This is a genomic window from Bradyrhizobium sp. 956_D2_N1_4, from assembly GCF_052076025.1.
Classification (GTDB): Bacteria; Pseudomonadota; Alphaproteobacteria; order Rhizobiales; family Xanthobacteraceae; genus Bradyrhizobium; species Bradyrhizobium barranii.
This window is the reverse complement of record NZ_CP197237.1, coordinates 7,847,574-7,864,923: the sequence shown is the minus strand read 5'-3', so window position 1 is coordinate 7,864,923 and position 17,350 is coordinate 7,847,574. Positions and strand designations below refer to the sequence as shown.

General features: G+C 64.3%; 17 protein-coding genes. 15 read left to right on the top strand and 2 right to left on the bottom strand.

Annotation, left to right across the window (positions count from 1 at the left end; translation table 11 throughout):
- Window positions 1-42 precede the first annotated feature (42 nt).
- Complete coding sequence (locus tag AB7535_RS37145) at window positions 43-1,728, bottom strand: methyl-accepting chemotaxis protein (RefSeq protein WP_354113256.1); 1,686 nt, start codon at window positions 1,726-1,728, stop codon at window positions 43-45.
- A 306-nt stretch (window positions 1,729-2,034) separates the two neighbouring features.
- Here AB7535_RS37145 and tsaB point away from each other — a divergent pair, with 306 nt between their 5' ends.
- The 13 genes from tsaB (at window position 2,035) to trmB (ending at window position 13,362) form a co-directional block, all read left to right on the top strand.
- Window positions 2,035-2,730 (top strand): tRNA (adenosine(37)-N6)-threonylcarbamoyltransferase complex dimerization subunit type 1 TsaB, encoded by a 696-nt coding sequence (tsaB, locus tag AB7535_RS37140; protein ID WP_354113255.1) that lies wholly within the window; start codon window positions 2,035-2,037, stop codon window positions 2,728-2,730.
- Window positions 2,727-3,212: a ribosomal protein S18-alanine N-acetyltransferase gene (gene rimI, locus AB7535_RS37135; protein WP_063980127.1), complete on the top strand. Its 486-nt coding sequence runs from the start codon at window positions 2,727-2,729 to the stop codon at window positions 3,210-3,212. Before tsaB ends, rimI begins: the two co-directional genes overlap by 4 nt.
- A gap of 39 nt (window positions 3,213-3,251) precedes the next feature.
- Complete coding sequence (locus AB7535_RS37130; RefSeq protein ID WP_028150589.1) at window positions 3,252-3,707, top strand: Fur family transcriptional regulator; 456 nt, start codon at window positions 3,252-3,254, stop codon at window positions 3,705-3,707.
- A gap of 53 nt (window positions 3,708-3,760) precedes the next feature.
- Entirely contained in the window at window positions 3,761-4,444 is a 684-nt protein-coding gene (locus AB7535_RS37125) for an HAD family hydrolase (RefSeq protein WP_063980128.1), read from the top strand.
- 16 nt (window positions 4,445-4,460) lie between these two features.
- Window positions 4,461-4,868, top strand: coding sequence for a hypothetical protein (locus AB7535_RS37120; RefSeq protein WP_354113254.1), 408 nt, complete (start codon window positions 4,461-4,463; stop codon window positions 4,866-4,868).
- 154 nt (window positions 4,869-5,022) lie between these two features.
- Window positions 5,023-6,417 (top strand): tRNA (N6-isopentenyl adenosine(37)-C2)-methylthiotransferase MiaB, encoded by a 1,395-nt coding sequence (miaB, locus tag AB7535_RS37115; protein WP_063980130.1) that lies wholly within the window; start codon window positions 5,023-5,025, stop codon window positions 6,415-6,417.
- Window positions 6,418-6,481: 64 nt separating this feature from the next.
- Window positions 6,482-7,477: a PhoH family protein gene (locus AB7535_RS37110; RefSeq protein WP_071908935.1), complete on the top strand. Its 996-nt coding sequence runs from the start codon at window positions 6,482-6,484 to the stop codon at window positions 7,475-7,477.
- Window positions 7,478-7,559: 82 nt separating this feature from the next.
- Entirely contained in the window at window positions 7,560-8,048 is a 489-nt protein-coding gene (gene ybeY / locus AB7535_RS37105; protein ID WP_223153827.1) for an rRNA maturation RNase YbeY, read from the top strand.
- A gap of 1 nt (window position 8,049) precedes the next feature.
- Window positions 8,050-9,168: a hemolysin family protein gene (locus AB7535_RS37100; protein WP_085405052.1), complete on the top strand. Its 1,119-nt coding sequence runs from the start codon at window positions 8,050-8,052 to the stop codon at window positions 9,166-9,168.
- Window positions 9,165-10,778 carry an apolipoprotein N-acyltransferase gene (lnt, locus tag AB7535_RS37095; RefSeq protein ID WP_354113253.1) on the top strand — a complete coding sequence of 538 codons (1,614 nt, stop codon included), beginning with the start codon at window positions 9,165-9,167 and terminating at the stop codon, window positions 10,776-10,778. Before AB7535_RS37100 ends, lnt begins: the two co-directional genes overlap by 4 nt.
- A 219-nt stretch (window positions 10,779-10,997) precedes the next feature.
- Complete coding sequence (locus AB7535_RS37090) at window positions 10,998-11,411, top strand: helix-turn-helix domain-containing protein (RefSeq protein WP_008131807.1); 414 nt, start codon at window positions 10,998-11,000, stop codon at window positions 11,409-11,411.
- A gap of 86 nt (window positions 11,412-11,497) precedes the next feature.
- Window positions 11,498-12,655: a M20 family metallopeptidase gene (locus AB7535_RS37085; RefSeq protein ID WP_063980134.1), complete on the top strand. Its 1,158-nt coding sequence runs from the start codon at window positions 11,498-11,500 to the stop codon at window positions 12,653-12,655.
- Entirely contained in the window at window positions 12,652-13,362 is a 711-nt protein-coding gene (gene trmB, locus AB7535_RS37080) for a tRNA (guanosine(46)-N7)-methyltransferase TrmB (protein ID WP_354113252.1), read from the top strand. Before AB7535_RS37085 ends, trmB begins: the two co-directional genes overlap by 4 nt.
- 134 nt (window positions 13,363-13,496) lie before the next feature.
- Here trmB and AB7535_RS37075 read toward each other — a convergent pair whose 3' ends face one another.
- Window positions 13,497-14,579, bottom strand: a complete 1,083-nt coding sequence (locus tag AB7535_RS37075) for a DUF2336 domain-containing protein (RefSeq protein WP_354113251.1) — start codon at window positions 14,577-14,579, stop codon at window positions 13,497-13,499.
- Between the two features lie 384 nt (window positions 14,580-14,963).
- Between AB7535_RS37075 and rimP the strand changes: the two genes are divergently transcribed.
- Both rimP and nusA read left to right on the top strand, forming a co-directional pair.
- A complete protein-coding gene (rimP, locus tag AB7535_RS37070; RefSeq protein ID WP_354177250.1) occupies window positions 14,964-15,722 on the top strand; it encodes a ribosome maturation factor RimP in 759 nt (252 codons plus the stop codon).
- A 2-nt stretch (window positions 15,723-15,724) separates the two neighbouring features.
- Window positions 15,725-17,335, top strand: a complete 1,611-nt coding sequence (nusA, locus tag AB7535_RS37065; RefSeq protein ID WP_085405048.1) for a transcription termination factor NusA — start codon at window positions 15,725-15,727, stop codon at window positions 17,333-17,335.
- Window positions 17,336-17,350: the final 15 nt, after the last annotated feature.

Below are 17,350 nucleotides of genomic sequence, written 5' to 3'. Positions count from 1 at the left end.
GAGGTGGGCACGCTTCGCGTTGCCCACCCTACGAGATCTCTCCTACGCCGCCTGGCCGATGCTCGCCGCCTCTTCCGCGGCCTTGCGCATGCTCGCCGACATTTCGCTGGTGACGGTGCTCTGCTCCTCGACGGCGGCGGCCGTTGACGACACATATTCGCTGACGCCCTCGATCGCGCCCCGGATCGCCCCCAGCGCGGCGACCACGTCGACCGAGATGCCGTTCAGATTGCCGATCTCCTGCTCGATCCGGTCGGCGGCCTGCTTGGCCTGATTGGCGAGGTTCTTCACTTCAGATGCCACCACGGCAAAGCCGCGACCGGCCTCGCCGGCGCGCGCGGATTCGATGGTGGCGTTCAGCGCCAGCAGATTGATCTGACCGGTGATGCTGCCGATCAGCTGCACGATCATGCTCATCGACTCTGCCGCCTGAGTCAGCCGCTGCGCCTGATGGTCCGCCGCCTCGACCCGATCGACCGCGGTCGATGCGGTCTCGCGCGAGCGCGTCATGGCTTCGGCAATCTCGCGCACCGAGGCGTTGAGCTCCTCGGCGCCGGCGGCGACCGATTCCATCATGTCGCGCACCTTCTCGCTGCGCTTGCGCGCGATCACCTGGGCGGTGGTGTCGGAGGCGTATTTCACGACCTTGAACGGATTGCCGTTGAGGTCGCGGATCGGGTTGTAGGAGGCCTGAATCCAGACCTGCCGGCCGCCCTTGCCGATTCGCTGATATTCGCCGGACTGGAATTCACCGGCGTTCAGCCTGGCCCAGAAGGCCCGATAGGCTTCGCTGTCGCGCTCGTCAGTGCCCACGAACATGCTGTGATGCTTGCCGACGATCTCGGACAGCGTATAGCCGAGCGCGCCGAGGAAGTTTTCGTTGGCTGTCAAAACCTTGCCGTCCATGCTGAACTCGATCACGGCCTGCGACTTGCCGATCGCCTCGATCTGGCCGGCGAAATTCGCATTCGACAGCTTCTGCGCGCTGATGTCGGTGGCGAACTTCACCACCTTGAACGGCTTGCCGGTCTCATCGAGGATCGGATTGTAGGAAGCGAGAATCCAGACCTCCTTGCCGCCCTTGCCGAAGCGCTTGTACTCGCCGGACTGGAATTCGCCGCGGCCGAGCTTCGCCCAGAATTCGCGATAGGCTGCGCTATCGCGCTCACCTGCCCCCACGAATATGCTGTGATGCTGCCCCTGGATCTCGTCGAGCCGATAGCCCACCGTGACCAAAAAATTCTCGTTGGCTGTGATGATGGTGCCGTCGAAATTGAACTCGATCACCGCCTGGGCGCGGCCGATCGCGGAAATCTTGCCGGCATCTTCGAGGCTGCGGATCTTGCGCGCGGTGATGTCGGTCGCGAACTTGACGACCTTCACCGGTTTGCCGGCTTCGTCGATGATCGGATTATAGGACGCCTGGATCCAGATCTCGCGGCCGCCCTTGCCGAGCCGCTTGTATTCGGCTGATTGATATTCGCCGCGGCCGAGCTGCGCCCAGAACTCGCGATAGGCCGCGCTGCCCCGCTCCTCCGGCATCACGAACATGCTGTGGTGCTTGCCGGCGATCTCGTCGAGCCGGTAGCCCATCGCGTCCAGGAAATTCTGGTTGGCCGTGATAATGGTGCCGTCGAGATTGAATTCGATGACCGCCTGCGACTTGCCGAGTGCAATGACCTGAGCCAAAGCCTCCCTAGCCGAAGAACCGCTTCGCCAAAAAGACATAAATGAACCCTTCCAAATGACCGAACAGGCGCGGCTTGATCTGCCAAAGCGCCCCGTCTGAGTCGTCGTTGACTCGCTCTCCCGCCCGTTGACGGTGTCATTGGTTTGCTAATGATTACTTAAAATGACAACATTTCAATCACTTAGCTATCTCTAAGGTTGCAAATTGATGCATCCGCATCGAAAATGGGGAGCGAAAATTTTGTCGCCTTCGCGTCCACGTAGAATTACGGGGCCGATCGTGCGCCTGTCGAGAAATCAAACTTGGACTGGTTCGACCGCGGCTCGACCGACTAAGCTGATTCGATGCTGATCCTTGCCATCGATACCGCGCTGGAGGCGTGCGCGGCCGCCGTTCTCGACACCGACGCCGGCCAGCTGCTTGCGGAGGAATCGCTTCTGATGAAGCGCGGCCACGCCGAAGCGCTGATGCCGATGATTGCGCGCGTGATGCAATCGGCCGATCTTGCCTTCACCTCGCTCGACCGCATCGCCGTCACCGTCGGCCCCGGAAGCTTCACGGGCCTGAGGGTCGGCATTTCGGCGGCGCGCGGCCTTGCGCTTGCGGCGAAGCGGCCCGCCGTCGGGCTGACGACGCTTTCGGCCTATGCCGCCACCGTCGTCGGCCAGAGCGGAACGGCGCCGGTGATCTCGGCGATCGATGCGCGGCACGATCACGTCTACTTCCAGATCGTAGCCGGCGACGGTAGCCCGCTGGTGCGGCCGAGCGTCGTGCCAATTGACGCGGCGATTGCGGCCTCGCAATTCGGTGCGCCGCATCTGGTCGGCAATGCCGCAAAGATCCTCGCCGAGCGCTGGCCGAAGGATGGTCCGCAACCCGTTGCGATCGACGCCCAGCCCGCACCCGACATCGGCTGGGTCGCCTGGCTCGGCGCCGCGGCCAATCCCGAAACCACGCCGGCGCGGCCGTTCTATCTGAAGGCGCCCGACGCAAAGCCGGCCGCACAGCCACCGTTCGCAGCACAAGCCGCAACCTCATGATGAGATGGCTTTCGGAATGGTGGCGCGGCGGCACGGCCGCCGTCGAGCCGGCCTCCACGCGCGACGCCGCGCGGCTGGCGCAGTTGCACGGACAATCCTTTGCCCGCGGCTGGGGCGAAGGCGAGTTCGAAGGCATGATCGGCGAGCGCAACACGCTCGTGCACCGGTTGCGGCTCGGCCGCAAGACCATCGGATTTGCGGTGTCGCGGATCGGCGCGGACGAAGCGGAAATCCTCTCCATCGCGGTCGACCAGGCACACCGCGGCCGCGGGCTGTCCGGCACGTTGCTGATGACGCATCTCGGCCACCTCGCCGGGCGCGGCGTGCGCACAATATTTCTCGAGGTCGAGGAAAATAACCAGCCGGCGCGGCGGCTCTACGATCGGGCCGGATTCATGGTGGTCGGGCGCCGCGAACGCTACTATAAGCAGCCCAACGGGGAACAATTGAACGCACTTCTGATGCGACGTGACTTGTCGTAACATTGATGGCAGAAAGCGCCCCCGTCAGGCAGACACACTATGACTGGACTTAAACCTTCATCCGCCTCCAAGGCGACCGGCATCGAGGCACGCTGCGCCGCCACCGGCATGCGCATGACCGAGCAGCGCCGCGTCATCGCCCGCGTGCTGGCGGAATCGGTCGACCATCCCGACGTCGAGGAACTGTACCGGCGCTGCGTCGCCGTCGACGACAAGATCTCGATCTCGACCGTGTATCGCACCGTCAAGCTGTTCGAGGATGCCGGCATCATCGAGCGCCATGATTTCCGCGAGGGCCGCGCGCGCTACGAGACGATGCGCGACAGCCATCACGACCACCTCATCAATCTGCGCGACGGCAAGGTGATCGAGTTCACCTCCGAGGAGATCGAGAAGCTGCAGGCGGAGATCGCCCGCAAGCTCGGCTACAAGCTGGTCGACCATCGGCTCGAGCTCTATTGCGTCCCGCTCGACGACGACAAGCCGACGTCTTGAGTGGGCATGATCTTGTCGGAAAACCGCTTCACACTTTTCCGGATCATGCCCTCGTGCCTATAGATCTCATCATCTTCGATTGCGACGGCGTGCTCGTGGACAGCGAGGTGATCTCCTGTCGCGCCCATGCCGATGTACTCACGCGGCACGGCTATTCCATCACCTCGGAGCAGGTATTCGCGCGCTTCCTCGGTCGCTCGACGCGGCAGGCCAATCTGGAGATCGAGACCGAGCTCGGTCGCAAATTGCCCGAGGCCTATCACAGCGATCTGCAGGACGAGCTGTTCCGCTCGTTCGAAGCCGACCTCGAAGCGATCCGCGGCATCCACGATGTGCTCGATGTCGTCACGCAGGCCGTCTGCGTCGCCTCGAGCGGCTCGCATCAGCGCATGCAGGTGAGCCTGGGAAGCACGGGCCTCTATGAGCGCCTCGCGCCGAACATCTTCTCGGCCTCGCAGGTCAAGAACGGCAAGCCGGCACCGGACCTGTTCCTGTTCGCGGCCAAGGAAATGGGCGTGGCGCCCGAGCGCTGCGTCGTGATCGAGGACAGCCTGGCCGGCATCGCCGGGGCGCGAGCGGCCGGCATGACCGTGTTCGGCTTCCATGGGGGCAGCCATTGCGGGGACGGCCATGCCGAGACCCTGCGCAAGGCCGGGGCCGACCTGACCTTTGCCGACATGCATCAGTTGCCGGAGTTGGTCCAGCGAAACGTCGGTATGGCCGAGCTTCGGTCGTAAAGAGCGTGTCGGGACCATGGACGAGCAACACAACATCGCTCTGATCGGCGGCAGTAACGACGAAAGGGCAGTAATCACCGAGTACGAAATTGATCCTGTCGTCTGCAAGCTGACCTGCACCTATCGCGGAAAGATGATCGAAGCTGAAGCCCCCGATTTCTTCGAGGCCCTGTGCTTGATCCGCCGTCAGCTCGAGCGTGAAGGGCTTATCCCATTCTGCTACGGCGCCAGCCTCAATGTGTATCCGTCCGCAATGGCGAGGGACATGGGAGCCGGGCTGAAGGCATACCGGATGAAGAAAGGTGTCCATGCGCGCATGGCCGACCTCGTCGAAATCTTCGACACCGGGCCTGATGTGACCCCGGCCTCGGTCGACGCGCAGGAAGAGTTTTTTCGGGAATGGCTCGCCGCCCCTCGCGTGTAGTGCTGGATCCACGCCAGGCGGGCCCGATTCGAGGGGTTTTGGGACCTGTCTCCCCTTTGGGAGCGCCCGGAATCCCGTTGAGGGCTCCATTCGCTGGATTTTCGCCCCTCCAGCCTATATCTGAGGGGCGTCCTCCACCTCAATTCCGGGTTCCATGACGCCGCCGCGCAAGCTGCACATCAAATCATATGGCTGCCAGATGAACGTCTACGATGCCCAGCGCATGGTGGACACGCTGGCTCCGGAAGGATTCGTGGAGACGGCCAACGCGGAGGATGCCGACCTCGTCATCCTCAACACCTGCCATATCCGCGAGAAGGCCTCCGAAAAGGTCTATTCCGAGCTTGGCCGGCTGCGGGTTGCCAAGGACGAGGCCGCGCGCGGGGGCCGGGCGATGCAGATCGCGGTGGCGGGCTGCGTGGCGCAGGCCGAGGGTGCTGAGATCACGCGCCGCGCGCCGGTGGTGGACGTCGTGGTCGGCCCGCAGAGCTATCATCACCTTCCGGAGTTGTTGAAGCGAGCGCGCGACGAAGGCCGCGCGATCGAGACCGAATTTCCCGCGGCTGACAAGTTCGGCTTCCTGGCCCAGCCAAAACCCGATGCAATCCGCGCGCGCGGCATTTCCGCTTTCGTCACGGTGCAGGAGGGCTGCGACAAATTCTGCACCTTCTGCGTGGTGCCCTATACGCGCGGCGCCGAAGTCTCGCGTCCCGTGGCGAAGATCGTCGATGACGTGAAGCGGCTGACTGACAACGGCGTCCGGGAGCTCACGCTGATCGGGCAGAACGTCAACGCCTATCATGGCGAGGGACCGGACGGGACAAGCTGGCCGCTCGGCCGATTGCTCGAACATCTGGCGAAGATTCCCGGCATCGCGCGGCTGCGCTATTCGACCAGCCATCCCCGCGATGTCGATGACAGTTTGATTGCAGCCCATCGCGATCTCGGCGAGCTGATGCCGTTCGTGCACCTGCCGGTGCAGTCGGGTTCGGACCGGATTCTTGCCGCCATGAACCGGAAACATACCGCCGATGATTATCGGCGTGTCATCGACCGTTTCCGGTCCGCGCGCCAAGACATTGCTTTTTCATCAGATTTTATCGTGGGCTTCCCCGGTGAAAGCGAGCAAGATTTTCTCGCCACCCTCGCGCTTGTCACGCAAATCGGCTACGCTGCCGCATATTCGTTCAAATACTCCGCCCGGCCGGGAACGCCGGCCGCGGATATGCAGGAGACGGTGTCCCCCGCCGAGATGGACCAGCGATTGGAGCGGCTCCAGGAACTGATCGACAGCCAGCAATCGGCCTTCAACAAGGCCGCGATTGGCTCAACGGTCGATGTGCTGTTCGAGCGTCCGGCCCGCAAGGAGGGCCAGATCGTCGGCCGCACTGCCTTCCTCCAGCCTGCGCATGTGATGGCCTCGCCCGACATCATCGGACAAATCCTGCCGGTCCGGATCGACAGCCTCGAACGCTATAGTTTCCTCGGTGAGCTCGTGACGCCGCGTAACGCGCGCGAGCCCGCTTTATCGCAAGCCATTGGAGCCTGAACCCTTGCCAAAAAGCGCATCGGATTCGTCTTCGTTCGCTCCCAGCCGCAAATTTGACCGCGACATGCAAGTTCCGCCCGAGACCCAGGTCGTCATCGACTTCGACGACAACCGCGCCGCATCCGCGTTGGTCGGCCCCTACGGCCAGCATCTCGCCCAGATCGAGCGGCGGCTCGGCGTCGTGGTCGACTCCAAGGGCAACCACATCACCATCGGCGGCACGCGCGACGGCTGCGACGCCGCGCGCCGCGTGCTGGAGACACTCTACGCGCAGGCCGTGAAGGGGCAGGATCTCGACCAGGGCGAAGTCGAAGGCGCGATCCGCGCCGTGATCGCACAGGGCTCGCTGTTCGAATTCGACGCCAAATCGGCCAAATCCACCTTCGACAGCATCAATTTGCGCAAGCGCCCGGTGCGCGCACGCACTGCCGCGCAGGATTCCTACATCCGCGCGCTGAAGCGCCACGAGCTGGTGTTCGGCATCGGCCCCGCCGGCACCGGCAAGACCTGGCTCGCGGTCGCGCATGCCGCGCAGCTGTTCGAGCGCAAGGAAGTCGACAAGATCATCCTGTCGCGTCCGGCGGTCGAGGCCGGCGAGCGGCTCGGCTTTTTGCCCGGCGATCTCCGCGAGAAGGTCGATCCGTATCTCCGTCCGATCTACGACGCGCTTTACGATCTCATGGACGCGCGCATCGTCGAGCGGGCGCTCCAGACCGGCGAGATCGAGATCGCGCCGCTCGCCTTCATGCGCGGCCGCACGCTGACCAACGCTGCGATCATCCTGGACGAGGCGCAGAACACCACGTCGATGCAGATGAAGATGTTCTTGACCCGTCTCGGCGAGAACAGCCGCATGATCGTGACCGGCGATCCCTCGCAGATCGACCTGCCGAACGGCCAGACTTCGGGCCTTGCGGAAGCGACGCGCCTGCTGGGCGGCGTCGAAGGTATTGCACAAGTTCATTTCAAAGCCGAGGACGTGATCCGCCACGAGCTCGTGGCACGAATCGTCTCTGCCTATGAGGGGCAGCCGCAGCGGCCGGCCACCGGTAAATCCTGACGAGACAACAACCGGACCATACGGGCGCGGACAGGGCGTCCTTTGGTTCCGAACAGACAAGATGTCACATCCAAACCTTCCCATGACCGAGGTCCTCGTCGTTGCCGATTGCTGGCAGCGCGAGCCCGATTCCGAAGCGGTGATCCAGCGTGCGGTGGCGGCCGCCGCCGAAAGTGTCGACGAGGACGTTGCCGACGCCGAAGTGGCCGTGATGCTGACCGATGATGCCGGCATCCGCACGCTCAACAGCAACTGGCGCGGCATCGACAAGCCGACCAACGTGCTGTCGTTCCCCGCGCTCCAGCCGGAGGGCGAGTGGAAGGAAGGCGATGCGCCGCGTATGCTCGGCGACATCGCGATCGCCTACGAGACCATGCGGCGCGAGGCGGACGAGGAACAGAAGCCGTTCGATCATCATTTGAGCCATCTCGCCGTGCATGGTTTCCTGCACCTGGTCGGCTACGACCACGAGAACGATGGCGACGCGGAGGAGATGGAAGCGCTCGAACGAGAGATCCTGTCTCATCTCGGCATACCCGATCCCTATGCAGACCGCCCGGGGACGCATTGAGATGCCCGATTCCGACCCTATTCACGACAATCCGCGCAATACCGCCAATTTGCCGGTCGTGGTGACATCAGGCGAGGTGATGCGGCCGACCGCGGAAGGCTGGCTGCTGCGTGCCATTCGCACCCTGTTCGGCTGGAAGGCGGGATCGGTGCGCGACGATCTCCAGGTCGTGCTCGATGCCACGACGCCGGACGACACCGGCTTCTCGACCGTCGAGCGCACCATGTTGCGCAACATCCTCGGCCTGCACGAGCGCCGCATCGCCGACGTCATGGTGCATCGTGCCGACATCATCGCGGTGAAGCGCGACATCCCGCTCGGCGAATTGATGGACCGCTTCGAGAGCGCCGGCCATTCGCGCCTCGTCGTCTACAACGAGACGCTGGACGACCCCATCGGCATCGTCCACATCCGCGATCTGCTCGCCTTCATGACCGCGCGCGCACGCGTGTCCGAGGCCACGAAAACCAAGCGCAAGAAGCCGCTGCCGGCCGGCCTCGACCTGCGTACGGTCGACCTGGCGTTACCGCTGCAGGATGCGCGCATCATCCGCAAGCTGCTCTACGTGCCGCCGTCGATGCGGGCGATCGACCTGCTGGCGCAGATGCAGGCCACGCGCATTCATCTGGCGCTGGTGGTCGACGAATATGGCGGCAGCGACGGGCTGGTTTCGCTCGAGGACATCGTCGAGCAGATCGTCGGCGAGATCGACGACGAGCACGACAGCGACGAGCCGCCCTCGATCGTGCGCCTGCCCGACAACGCCTTCATTGCAGACGCCCGCGCCAGCCTCGACGACGTCCGCACGGTGATCGGCGAGGATTTCGTCACCGGCGAGGCGGGTGAGGAAGTCGAGACGCTCGGCGGCTATCTCGTCAGCTTCGTCGGGCGTCTGCCGGTGCGCGGCGAGGTGATCTCCGGCCCCGGCAATTACGAGATCGAGGTGCTCGATGCCGATCCGCGCCGCGTCAAGCGGTTGCGCATCTCGACACGGAAGGAGCGCCCCGCGCCGCGTACCCAGCGCGAGAGCCGCCGCCGCGAGGCCACGCCGGAGAGCGGTCAACCGCCTTCCAGCGACACGCCCGTCCCGCCGCCAAGCGACGGGACCGGTTCGCAGTGAGCCTGTTCCAGCGGTTTCGGCAGATTGCGCTTGCTATCATCCTCGCCTGGGGATGGAAGCGTGCGCTCATCGCGATGGGATGCGGTGCGCTGTCGGTGCTGGCGCTGGCGCCATTCAATGTCTTTCCGGTGCTGTTCATCACCTTCCCGGTGCTGGTCTGGCTGATCGACGGCGCGGGCGCCGGACGATATCGCGGCGTCCCCGCCGCGGCACTGACGGGCTATTGGTTCGGGCTCGGCTATTTCGTCCCCGGCCTCTACTGGATCGGCTACGCCTTCTTCGTCGACGCCGATGTGTTCGCGTGGCTGACGCCGTTCGCCGTGCTTGGCCTGCCGGCCTATCTCTCCATCTTCACCGCGATCGGATTCGCGCTGGCCCGCCTGCTCTGGACCAAGGATGCCACGCGCATCCTCGCGCTCGCCGCAAGTCTCACCATCGCCGAATGGCTGCGTGGTCACGCATTGACCGGCTTCCCCTGGAACGCGTTCGGCTATGCCCTGTCAGAGCCGCTGCCGCTGGCGCAGACGGCGTCGCTGATCGGCCTGTGGGGCATGACGTTCCTTAGCGTCGCGATCTTCGCAAGCCCGGCGGCGCTGATCGACCGTACGCCCGATCGCCGCCCGGCATGGCGCGCGCCGGCGGCTGCGATTGCACTTCTGATTGTCATGAGCGTCTTCGGCGCGATCCGCCTGTCGCTGCATCCGACCACGATGGTCGTGGGCGCGAAGCTGCGCCTGATGCAGCCGGACCTCCAGCAGGATGCGAAATTCAACTACGCCGCCAAGGCGGAGGTAATGAAGAAATACCTTGCGCTGTCGGACCGCGCCTCGGGGCCGCAATCCACTGGCGTGCGCGATGCCACCATCCTGATCTGGCCGGAATCCGCCTTTCCGTTCTTCCTGACCCGCGAAGCCGACGCGATGGCGCAGATCGCCGAATTGCTGCCGAAGGGCACGGTGCTGATCACCGGCTCGGTCCGCGCCCCCGACCTGCCGCGGGGCACGCCGATCACGCGCGCCTATAACTCGATCTACGTGATCGATCACGACGGCAGCGTGCTCTCGGTCTACGACAAGCTGCACCTCGTGCCGTTCGGCGAATTCCTGCCCTACCAGGACTTGATGGAGAAGCTCGGCTTCGAGCAACTCACGCGCGTGCGCGGCGGATTCATTCCGGGCAGCGTGCGACATGCGCTATCGGTGCCCGGCGCGCCGCCCGCGCTGCCGCTGATCTGTTACGAAGCAATTTTTCCAGGCGAGGTCGCCGGCCGCAATGAGCGTCCGGGCTGGATCGTGAATCTCACCAATGACGGCTGGTTCGGCATATCGACCGGTCCCTATCAGCATCTCGAGCAGGCCCGGATGCGCGCGATCGAGCTCGGATTGCCGCTGGTCCGGTCCGCCAATACCGGCGTGTCAGCGGTGATCGATCCGGTGGGACGAACCGTTGCCAGCCTCGGCCTCGGCGTCGAAGGCATTTTGGATGCAAACCTGCCCGCCGCAATTCCGCCGACCGTCTATGCGCGGGTGGGCGACGTGCCCGCAGCCATGCTCGTTGCGCTGGCCGTGTTTCTGGCGGTCCGCCGACGTGTTGCCAAACGGCACCCCTGATCACGCCTCGCGGCCGCCGCGACCGGAATCCTTTGACAACCGTAGTCCCACGGTTGACAGACTGCACGCGCCCTCCTCATTCTGCACCGGCTGCAAAAGACAGTGGGCGTTGCTAAATTTCTCCGCAATGTTTCCCAATAACAGGGTTTGATTTTGACGCTGCTGGCACCGGAGGCATTCTTGTGATTGCGCCGAAGGTGATGTTTGGAGGCTGAGGAAATGTCGAAAGCGCCCAACCCTGTTGACAAATATGTCGGCAGCCGCGTGCGTATGCGCCGCATCATGTTGGGCATGAGCCAGGAAAAGCTCGGTGAAGCTTTGGGCCTGACTTTCCAGCAGATCCAGAAGTACGAGAAGGGCACGAATCGCGTCGGCGCAAGCCGCATCCAGCAGATCGCCGAGATTCTGCAGGTGCCGGTGTCGTTCCTGTTCGAGGGCGGACCGAGCGGCGTAGCTGGCCCGGACGGCTTCGCCGAAGGCGCCTCGCCGTCGTATGTGTCGGACTTCCTCGCGACCTCCGAAGGTCTCGCTCTGACCAAGGCGTTCACCCGAATCACTGATTCGAAGATGCGCCGCTCGATCGTCGATCTCGTCGAGCAGATCGCCGCCCGCGAAGGTCCCGACAAACGCTGACGCGACGGCTCAATCCGATTTGAGACTGCGTCAAATCTGGCCTATGTCGTCATTTGCGGGCGCGTTTTTGGTGCGCGCCCTCTTCGATGATGCGGTTCAAAGGCACAGATGCGTTCATGACCAAGTCCAATTGGTTCGATTCACAAACTATTCTCGATGGCATCCGCCGCTGGGTGGAGATCGAGACGCCGACGGACACACCTGAACAGGTCAACAAGCTGATCTCCGTGGTCGCGGAGCAATACCGCGATCTGCCGGTTACGCTCGAGCGCGTCGCCGGCGTCGATGGCTGCGGCGATCATCTCGCTGCACGCTCGACCTGGGGCCAGGACCGGCCGGGCATTTTGGTGCTGAGCCACCTCGATACCGTTCATCCCATGGGATTCATCGAGCGCCTGCCGTTCAAGGTCGAGGGCGACAGCGCGTTCGGTCCCGGCATCTACGACATGAAGGGCGGCGCCTATATCGCCCATCACGCCTTTCGCGCGCTCTGCGCCGCCGGCGATCGCTCGCCGCTCGGCATCACCCATTTGTTCACCTCCGACGAGGAGATCGGCAGCCCGACCTCGCGCGCGCTGATCGAGGCGGAAGGGCGCAAGGCCAAATACGTGCTGGTGACGGAGCCCGCGCGCGACGGCGGCAAGATCGTCACCGGGCGCAAGGGCGTCGGACGATTCGAAGTATTCATCAAGGGTGTGCCCGCACATGCCGGCACGCGGCCCCAGGATGGCCGCAGCGCGATCCGCGAGCTTGCCAACGTCATCCTGGCGCTGGAAGCGATGAACGATCTGGCACGCGGCGTCACGGTGAATGTCGGCGTGGCACGCGGCGGCACGCGTCCCAACGTCACGCCGGAGGAGGCCTATGCCGAAGTCGACCTGCGCGTGCCGAGCTTTGCCGACGCGGAGGAGTTCGTCGGCAAGATCCTCGGGCTGACGTCGAAGACGGATGGCGTCACGGTCAAGGTCACGGGCGGACTCAACCGTCCGCCCTACGAGAAGAGCAATGCAGGCGCCTCGCTGTACGAGCATGCGAAGTCGCTTGCCACCGAGATCGGCTTCGAGCTGATCGACACCCACACCGGCGGCGGCTCGGATGGCAATTTCACCGCCGCCCACACCGCAACGCTCGATGGACTCGGCGTCGACGGCAAGGGCGCACACACCCATTATGAGCAGATCTACCTCTCGTCGCTCGAACCCCGTGCGCGGCTGCTCCATCGCCTGTACCAGACGCTGCGATGAGCGAACGAAAATCAGATCCCGATCGCGATGACAGCGAGCGCGCCTTCTTCGGTCGCCGCAAGGGCCACAAGCTCAGGCAGCACCAGGCCGAGCTGATCGATCATCTGCTGCCGCATCTTTCACTCGACATCGAGGGCGAGAAGCCGGCGAATGCCAACGAGATCTTCGATCCCGCGGTCGACGATGTGCGGCTCGAGATCGGCTTCGGCGGCGGCGAGCATCTTGCGGCCGAGGCCCAGAACTTCGCCACGACCGGCTTCATTGGCTGCGAGCCCTATGTCAACGGCATGGCAAAGATCCTCGCGCAGATCGAGGCCGCCAACATCGGCAACATCCGCCTGTTCGCGGGCGATGCGGCCGAGCTGCTGGCCTGGCTGCCGCAGGCATCGCTGTCGCGGATCGACCTGATCCATCCCGATCCCTGGCCGAAGCGGCGGCACTGGAAGCGGCGCTTCGTCCAGGACCGCACCATCGCCGCGATGGCACGTGTGCTGAAGGCGGGTGGCGAATTCCGTTTCGTGTGCGACATCGACGATTACTGCGCGTGGACGCTGATGCATCTGTCGCGGTCGACGGATTTCGTCTGGCTTGCGGAGCGTGCCGACGATTTCCGTCAACCATGGGACGGCTACACCATGACGCGCTACGGCCGGAAGGCCACGCGCGAAGGGCGCAAGACGACGTATCTGCGGTTCAGGCGCGCATAGATTCTTCGCGCGGTCCATCGATAATCGTCATGCCCAGGCTTGTCCCGGGCATCCACGTACTTTCCTTCTGTAGGCAGCAAGAACGTGGATGGCCGGGACAAGCCCGGCCATGACGACGAAGATCCGTACTTTGATTAAATCGTCTGACGGTTGCGCCAGAATTTCACGACGCGCTCGGCCGTTGACGGCATCAGGCGCGTGAAGTTCACGCGCGCCTGCTCGAGATCGGCATCGGCCGGCGTGCGATGCGGGCCGTACCACATCAGGATCAGCGCGCGCACCGTGGGCCAGCCGAGATTGAGCACGCGCCCCAGAATGAGAATCGGATCGTAGCGGTCGCCCGCGACCAGGCGATCGAGGATCGAGAGGCGGACACCGGACATCGCCGCGAGCGAGGCGATCGATTCCTCGTATTTGAGCGCCTTGGCGAAGCCGAGCAGCGCGCTCTCGCCGAGATGACCCTCGCGATGCAAGGTCAGCACCGTGCGCTGTGCATCCGAGAAATCGCGCCGCGGCCCCGGCGGCAGCGCGGCCTCCTCGATCGCCGCCATGGCGCGCTTGATCTCGACCTGGCGCACAGGATTGACCACGCTCGAGAGGCGGCGGCGGATGACGTCGAGCGTGCCGTCGAGCAGCTGTTTCAGGTGCTCGCCCGAGAGATCGTTGCGCTGGCCGATCTTGAGCGTCAGCACGCCGTCCTGCGACGCACGCTTGATCAGCTCGGAATAGCTGCCTTGCGAGAACGCCGCGCCGGCATTGCCCGCGGCGCGACGCACCACGTCGCGATCGCCGCGCTCGACCAGCACGTCGGTGATGGCAGCCGACAGCGCGGGGCGCTCGGTCATCGCCAGCAGATGGCCCTGGCCCTTCAGCCGCGCGATCTCGATGAGAGCGGCGTCGTCGAGCACCGGCGAGCGGCGTAGCACGGGACCCGCCACCATGATCTCGTTTTCGCGCGCGAGCTGGCTCACCAGATGCGGCGGCGCATTGTTCAGGCGCGAGAAGCGCTCGGCGAGGTCGACGCGCGAGGCAAGCTCGGCATGCGGAACGAGATCGATCAGCAGATTGTCGAAGAGATCGACGAGATCGGGACGGAGCTTCTCGGCGTCCTGGAAGAACAATTGGGCGATGGCGCGCGCGATCTCACCGCGACGCCGGGGGTCGCCGCGTTTGACGATCTCGTCCAGTCCGGGAATGAGCGACGTGGCAGCGGTCATGAAAACGCAACTCGTACAGGGCACGCCGCGGGTGCGCCCTTGGTCCAAGCCGCCCCACAATCAGGGAATTTAGGCCTCCTAGATGAAGGAAGCGTTGCGCGGGGGGGCCACAGGCCGGGCGCAAAAAGCCTCGTCTTTCCCGCGATGGGCCTTGTCCGGGAGGACGGAAAGGGCTATATCAGCGCCAATTCATCTTCTCATACGATCCGCGTAGTGAGAGTGGGCCCGAAAGGACCCGCTCTTTTTTATTACCTGAGCGCGGCTTGGTGGAAGATATGCGGCCCGGCGAGCTGCCGGGATAAAGAGTTCCGAAACAGGCTCTGCAAATCCTAACCTGTTCAAGTCTTAACCAAGCCTTAACCATCGAGCGCCTTGACCCCTGATATGACCGAACCGAACACTGGTTCCACGGATGCCGAGTTGCTGGCCGAGCCGAGGCTCGTGGTCGAGCCGGGCGTGGCGGCACGTGTGTCCGCGGTCGCAGGTCCGGTGCTCGAGGGCATGGGCTACCGCCTGGTGCGGATCCGCATCTCCGGCGAGGCCGGCTGCACCGTGCAGATCATGGCCGAGCGGCCGGACGGCTCGATGCAGCTCGAGGATTGCGAAGCGATCTCGCGGGCGCTGTCGCCCGTGCTCGACGTCGCCGACCCCATCGACCGCGCTTATCGGCTGGAAATCTCCTCGCCGGGGATCGACCGTCCGCTGGTGCGCCGCTCGGATTTCGAGCGCTATTCCGGCTATCTGGTGAAGATCGACATGGCGGTCGCCCATGAGGGGCGGAAGCGGTTCCGTGGCATGCTTGGTGCCGTCGAAGGCGACCGCGTGCACCTGCATCGCGACGACGCCAAGGCGAACGATAATCCCGACGTTCTCCTGACGATGGAAGACATCGGTGAGGCACGCTTGGTGCTGACCGACGAGCTGATCGCGGAATCCATGCGCCGCGGCAAGGCCGAGGAGCGCCAGATGCGCCGCGATCTCGGCATCGAGCCGCCGGCTGCACCGCACGCGGAAATCAGTGCGAAGATCACCAAGAACACCAAGCCGCAAAAAAAGAAGCCGGCACCGACCAATACGAAGAAGCACCGCCTGGCCGCCGAACGCGCGCGGCGGGGCGAGATCGAGCCTGACGAAGGAGACTAGCCATGGCAGTCAGCGCCAATCGACTTGAATTGCTCCAGATCGCCGATGCCGTCGCGCGCGAGAAATCGATCGACCGCGGCATCGTCATCGCGGCGATGGAAGACGCCATCGCCAAGGCGGCGCGGGCACGTTACGGCAGCGAGACTGACGTTCATGCCGAGATCGACCCGAAGAAGGGCGAGCTGCGGCTGTCGCGCCACATGCTGGTGGTCGAGAAGGTCGAAAATCATTCCAACCAGATCTCCCTGGTGGATGCGCAGCGCGCCAATCCCGGCGCCCAGGTCGGTGACACCATCGCCGATACGCTGCCGCCGCTGGAATATGGCCGCATCGCCGCGCAATCGGCCAAGCAGGTGATCGTGCAGAAGGTGCGCGAGGCCGAGCGCGACCGGCAATATCAGGAATTCAAGGACCGCATCGGCGACATCGTCAACGGCGTCGTCAAGCGCGTCGAATATGGCAGCGTGATCGTCGACCTCGGCCGCGGTGAAGCCATCATCCGACGCGACGAGATGCTGCCGCGCGAAGTGTTCCGCAACGGCGACCGCGTCCGCGCCTACATCTTCGACGTCCGCCGCGAGACCCGCGGCCCGCAGATCTTCCTCTCCCGCACCCATCCGCAGTTCATGGCGAAGCTGTTCGCGCAGGAAGTGCCTGAGATCTATGACGGCATCGTCGAGATCAAGGCGGTGGCCCGCGATCCCGGCTCGCGCGCGAAAATCGGCGTGATTTCCCGCGATTCCTCGGTCGATCCCGTCGGCGCCTGCGTCGGCATGCGCGGCTCGCGCGTGCAGGCGGTGGTGAACGAGCTGCAGGGCGAGAAGATCGACATCATCCCGTGGTCGCCCGACATCGCGACCTTCGTGGTCAACGCGCTGGCGCCGGCGGAAGTCTCCAAGGTCGTCATCGACGAAGACCGCGAGCGCATCGAGGTCGTCGTGCCCGACACCAACAACCAGCTCTCGCTGGCGATCGGCCGCCGCGGCCAGAACGTGCGTCTGGCCTCGCAGCTCACCGGCTGGGACATCGACATCCTGACCGAGCAGGAGGAATCGGAGCGCCGCCAGGCCGACTTCGAGAACTCCACCCGCGTCTTCATGGAATCGCTCAACGTCGACGAGGTGGTCGGCCAGCTGCTGGCGTCCGAAGGCTTCACCTCGGTCGAGGAACTCGCGATGGTGGACCTCAAGGAACTCGCCGGCATCGAAGGCTTCGACGAGGAGACCGCGCAGGAACTCCAGAACCGTGCCCGCGAATATCTCGAGCAGCAGGAGGCCGAGATCGAGGCCAAGCGCAAGGAGCTTGGTGTCGAGGACGCCGTCAAGGACGTGCCGGGCGTCACCTCCAAGATGCTGGTCAAGTTCGGCGAGAACGACATCAAGACCGTCGAGGACCTCGCCGGCTGCGCCACTGACGATCTGGTCGGCTGGACCGAGCGCAAGGAAGGCGGCGAGCAGACCAAATATCCGGGTGCGCTCGACGGTATCGAGATCTCCCGTGACGATGCTGAAGCCATGATCATGCAGGCCCGCGTCAAGGCCGGCTGGATCACCGAAGCCGATCTCGCGAAGCCCGCCGAAGAGGCCGAGGCGACCGAAGATCAGCCGGCTTAAGGACGAAGGAGAATG

Excerpts from the sequence above, each read along its gene's own strand:
- AB7535_RS37100 (WP_085405052.1), top strand. The coding sequence starts at position 8,050 with ATGCCCGATTCCGACCCTATTCACGACAATCCGCGCAATACCGCCAAT.
- miaB (WP_063980130.1), top strand. The coding sequence starts at position 5,023 with ATGACGCCGCCGCGCAAGCTGCACATCAAATCATATGGCTGCCAGATG.
- AB7535_RS37130 (WP_028150589.1), top strand. The coding sequence starts at position 3,252 with ATGACTGGACTTAAACCTTCATCCGCCTCCAAGGCGACCGGCATCGAG.
- AB7535_RS37120 (WP_354113254.1), top strand. The coding sequence starts at position 4,461 with ATGGACGAGCAACACAACATCGCTCTGATCGGCGGCAGTAACGACGAA.
- rimP (WP_354177250.1), top strand. The coding sequence starts at position 14,964 with ATGACCGAACCGAACACTGGTTCCACGGATGCCGAGTTGCTGGCCGAG.
- AB7535_RS37145 (WP_354113256.1), bottom strand. The coding sequence starts at position 1,728 with ATGTCTTTTTGGCGAAGCGGTTCTTCGGCTAGGGAGGCTTTGGCTCAG.
- ybeY (WP_223153827.1), top strand. The coding sequence starts at position 7,560 with ATGACCGAGGTCCTCGTCGTTGCCGATTGCTGGCAGCGCGAGCCCGAT.
- tsaB (WP_354113255.1), top strand. The coding sequence starts at position 2,035 with ATGCTGATCCTTGCCATCGATACCGCGCTGGAGGCGTGCGCGGCCGCC.
- rimI (WP_063980127.1), top strand. The coding sequence starts at position 2,727 with ATGATGAGATGGCTTTCGGAATGGTGGCGCGGCGGCACGGCCGCCGTC.
- AB7535_RS37090 (WP_008131807.1), top strand. The coding sequence starts at position 10,998 with ATGTCGAAAGCGCCCAACCCTGTTGACAAATATGTCGGCAGCCGCGTG.
- trmB (WP_354113252.1), top strand. The coding sequence starts at position 12,652 with ATGAGCGAACGAAAATCAGATCCCGATCGCGATGACAGCGAGCGCGCC.
- AB7535_RS37085 (WP_063980134.1), top strand. The coding sequence starts at position 11,498 with ATGATGCGGTTCAAAGGCACAGATGCGTTCATGACCAAGTCCAATTGG.
- nusA (WP_085405048.1), top strand. The coding sequence starts at position 15,725 with ATGGCAGTCAGCGCCAATCGACTTGAATTGCTCCAGATCGCCGATGCC.
- AB7535_RS37075 (WP_354113251.1), bottom strand. The coding sequence starts at position 14,579 with ATGACCGCTGCCACGTCGCTCATTCCCGGACTGGACGAGATCGTCAAA.
- AB7535_RS37110 (WP_071908935.1), top strand. The coding sequence starts at position 6,482 with ATGCAAGTTCCGCCCGAGACCCAGGTCGTCATCGACTTCGACGACAAC.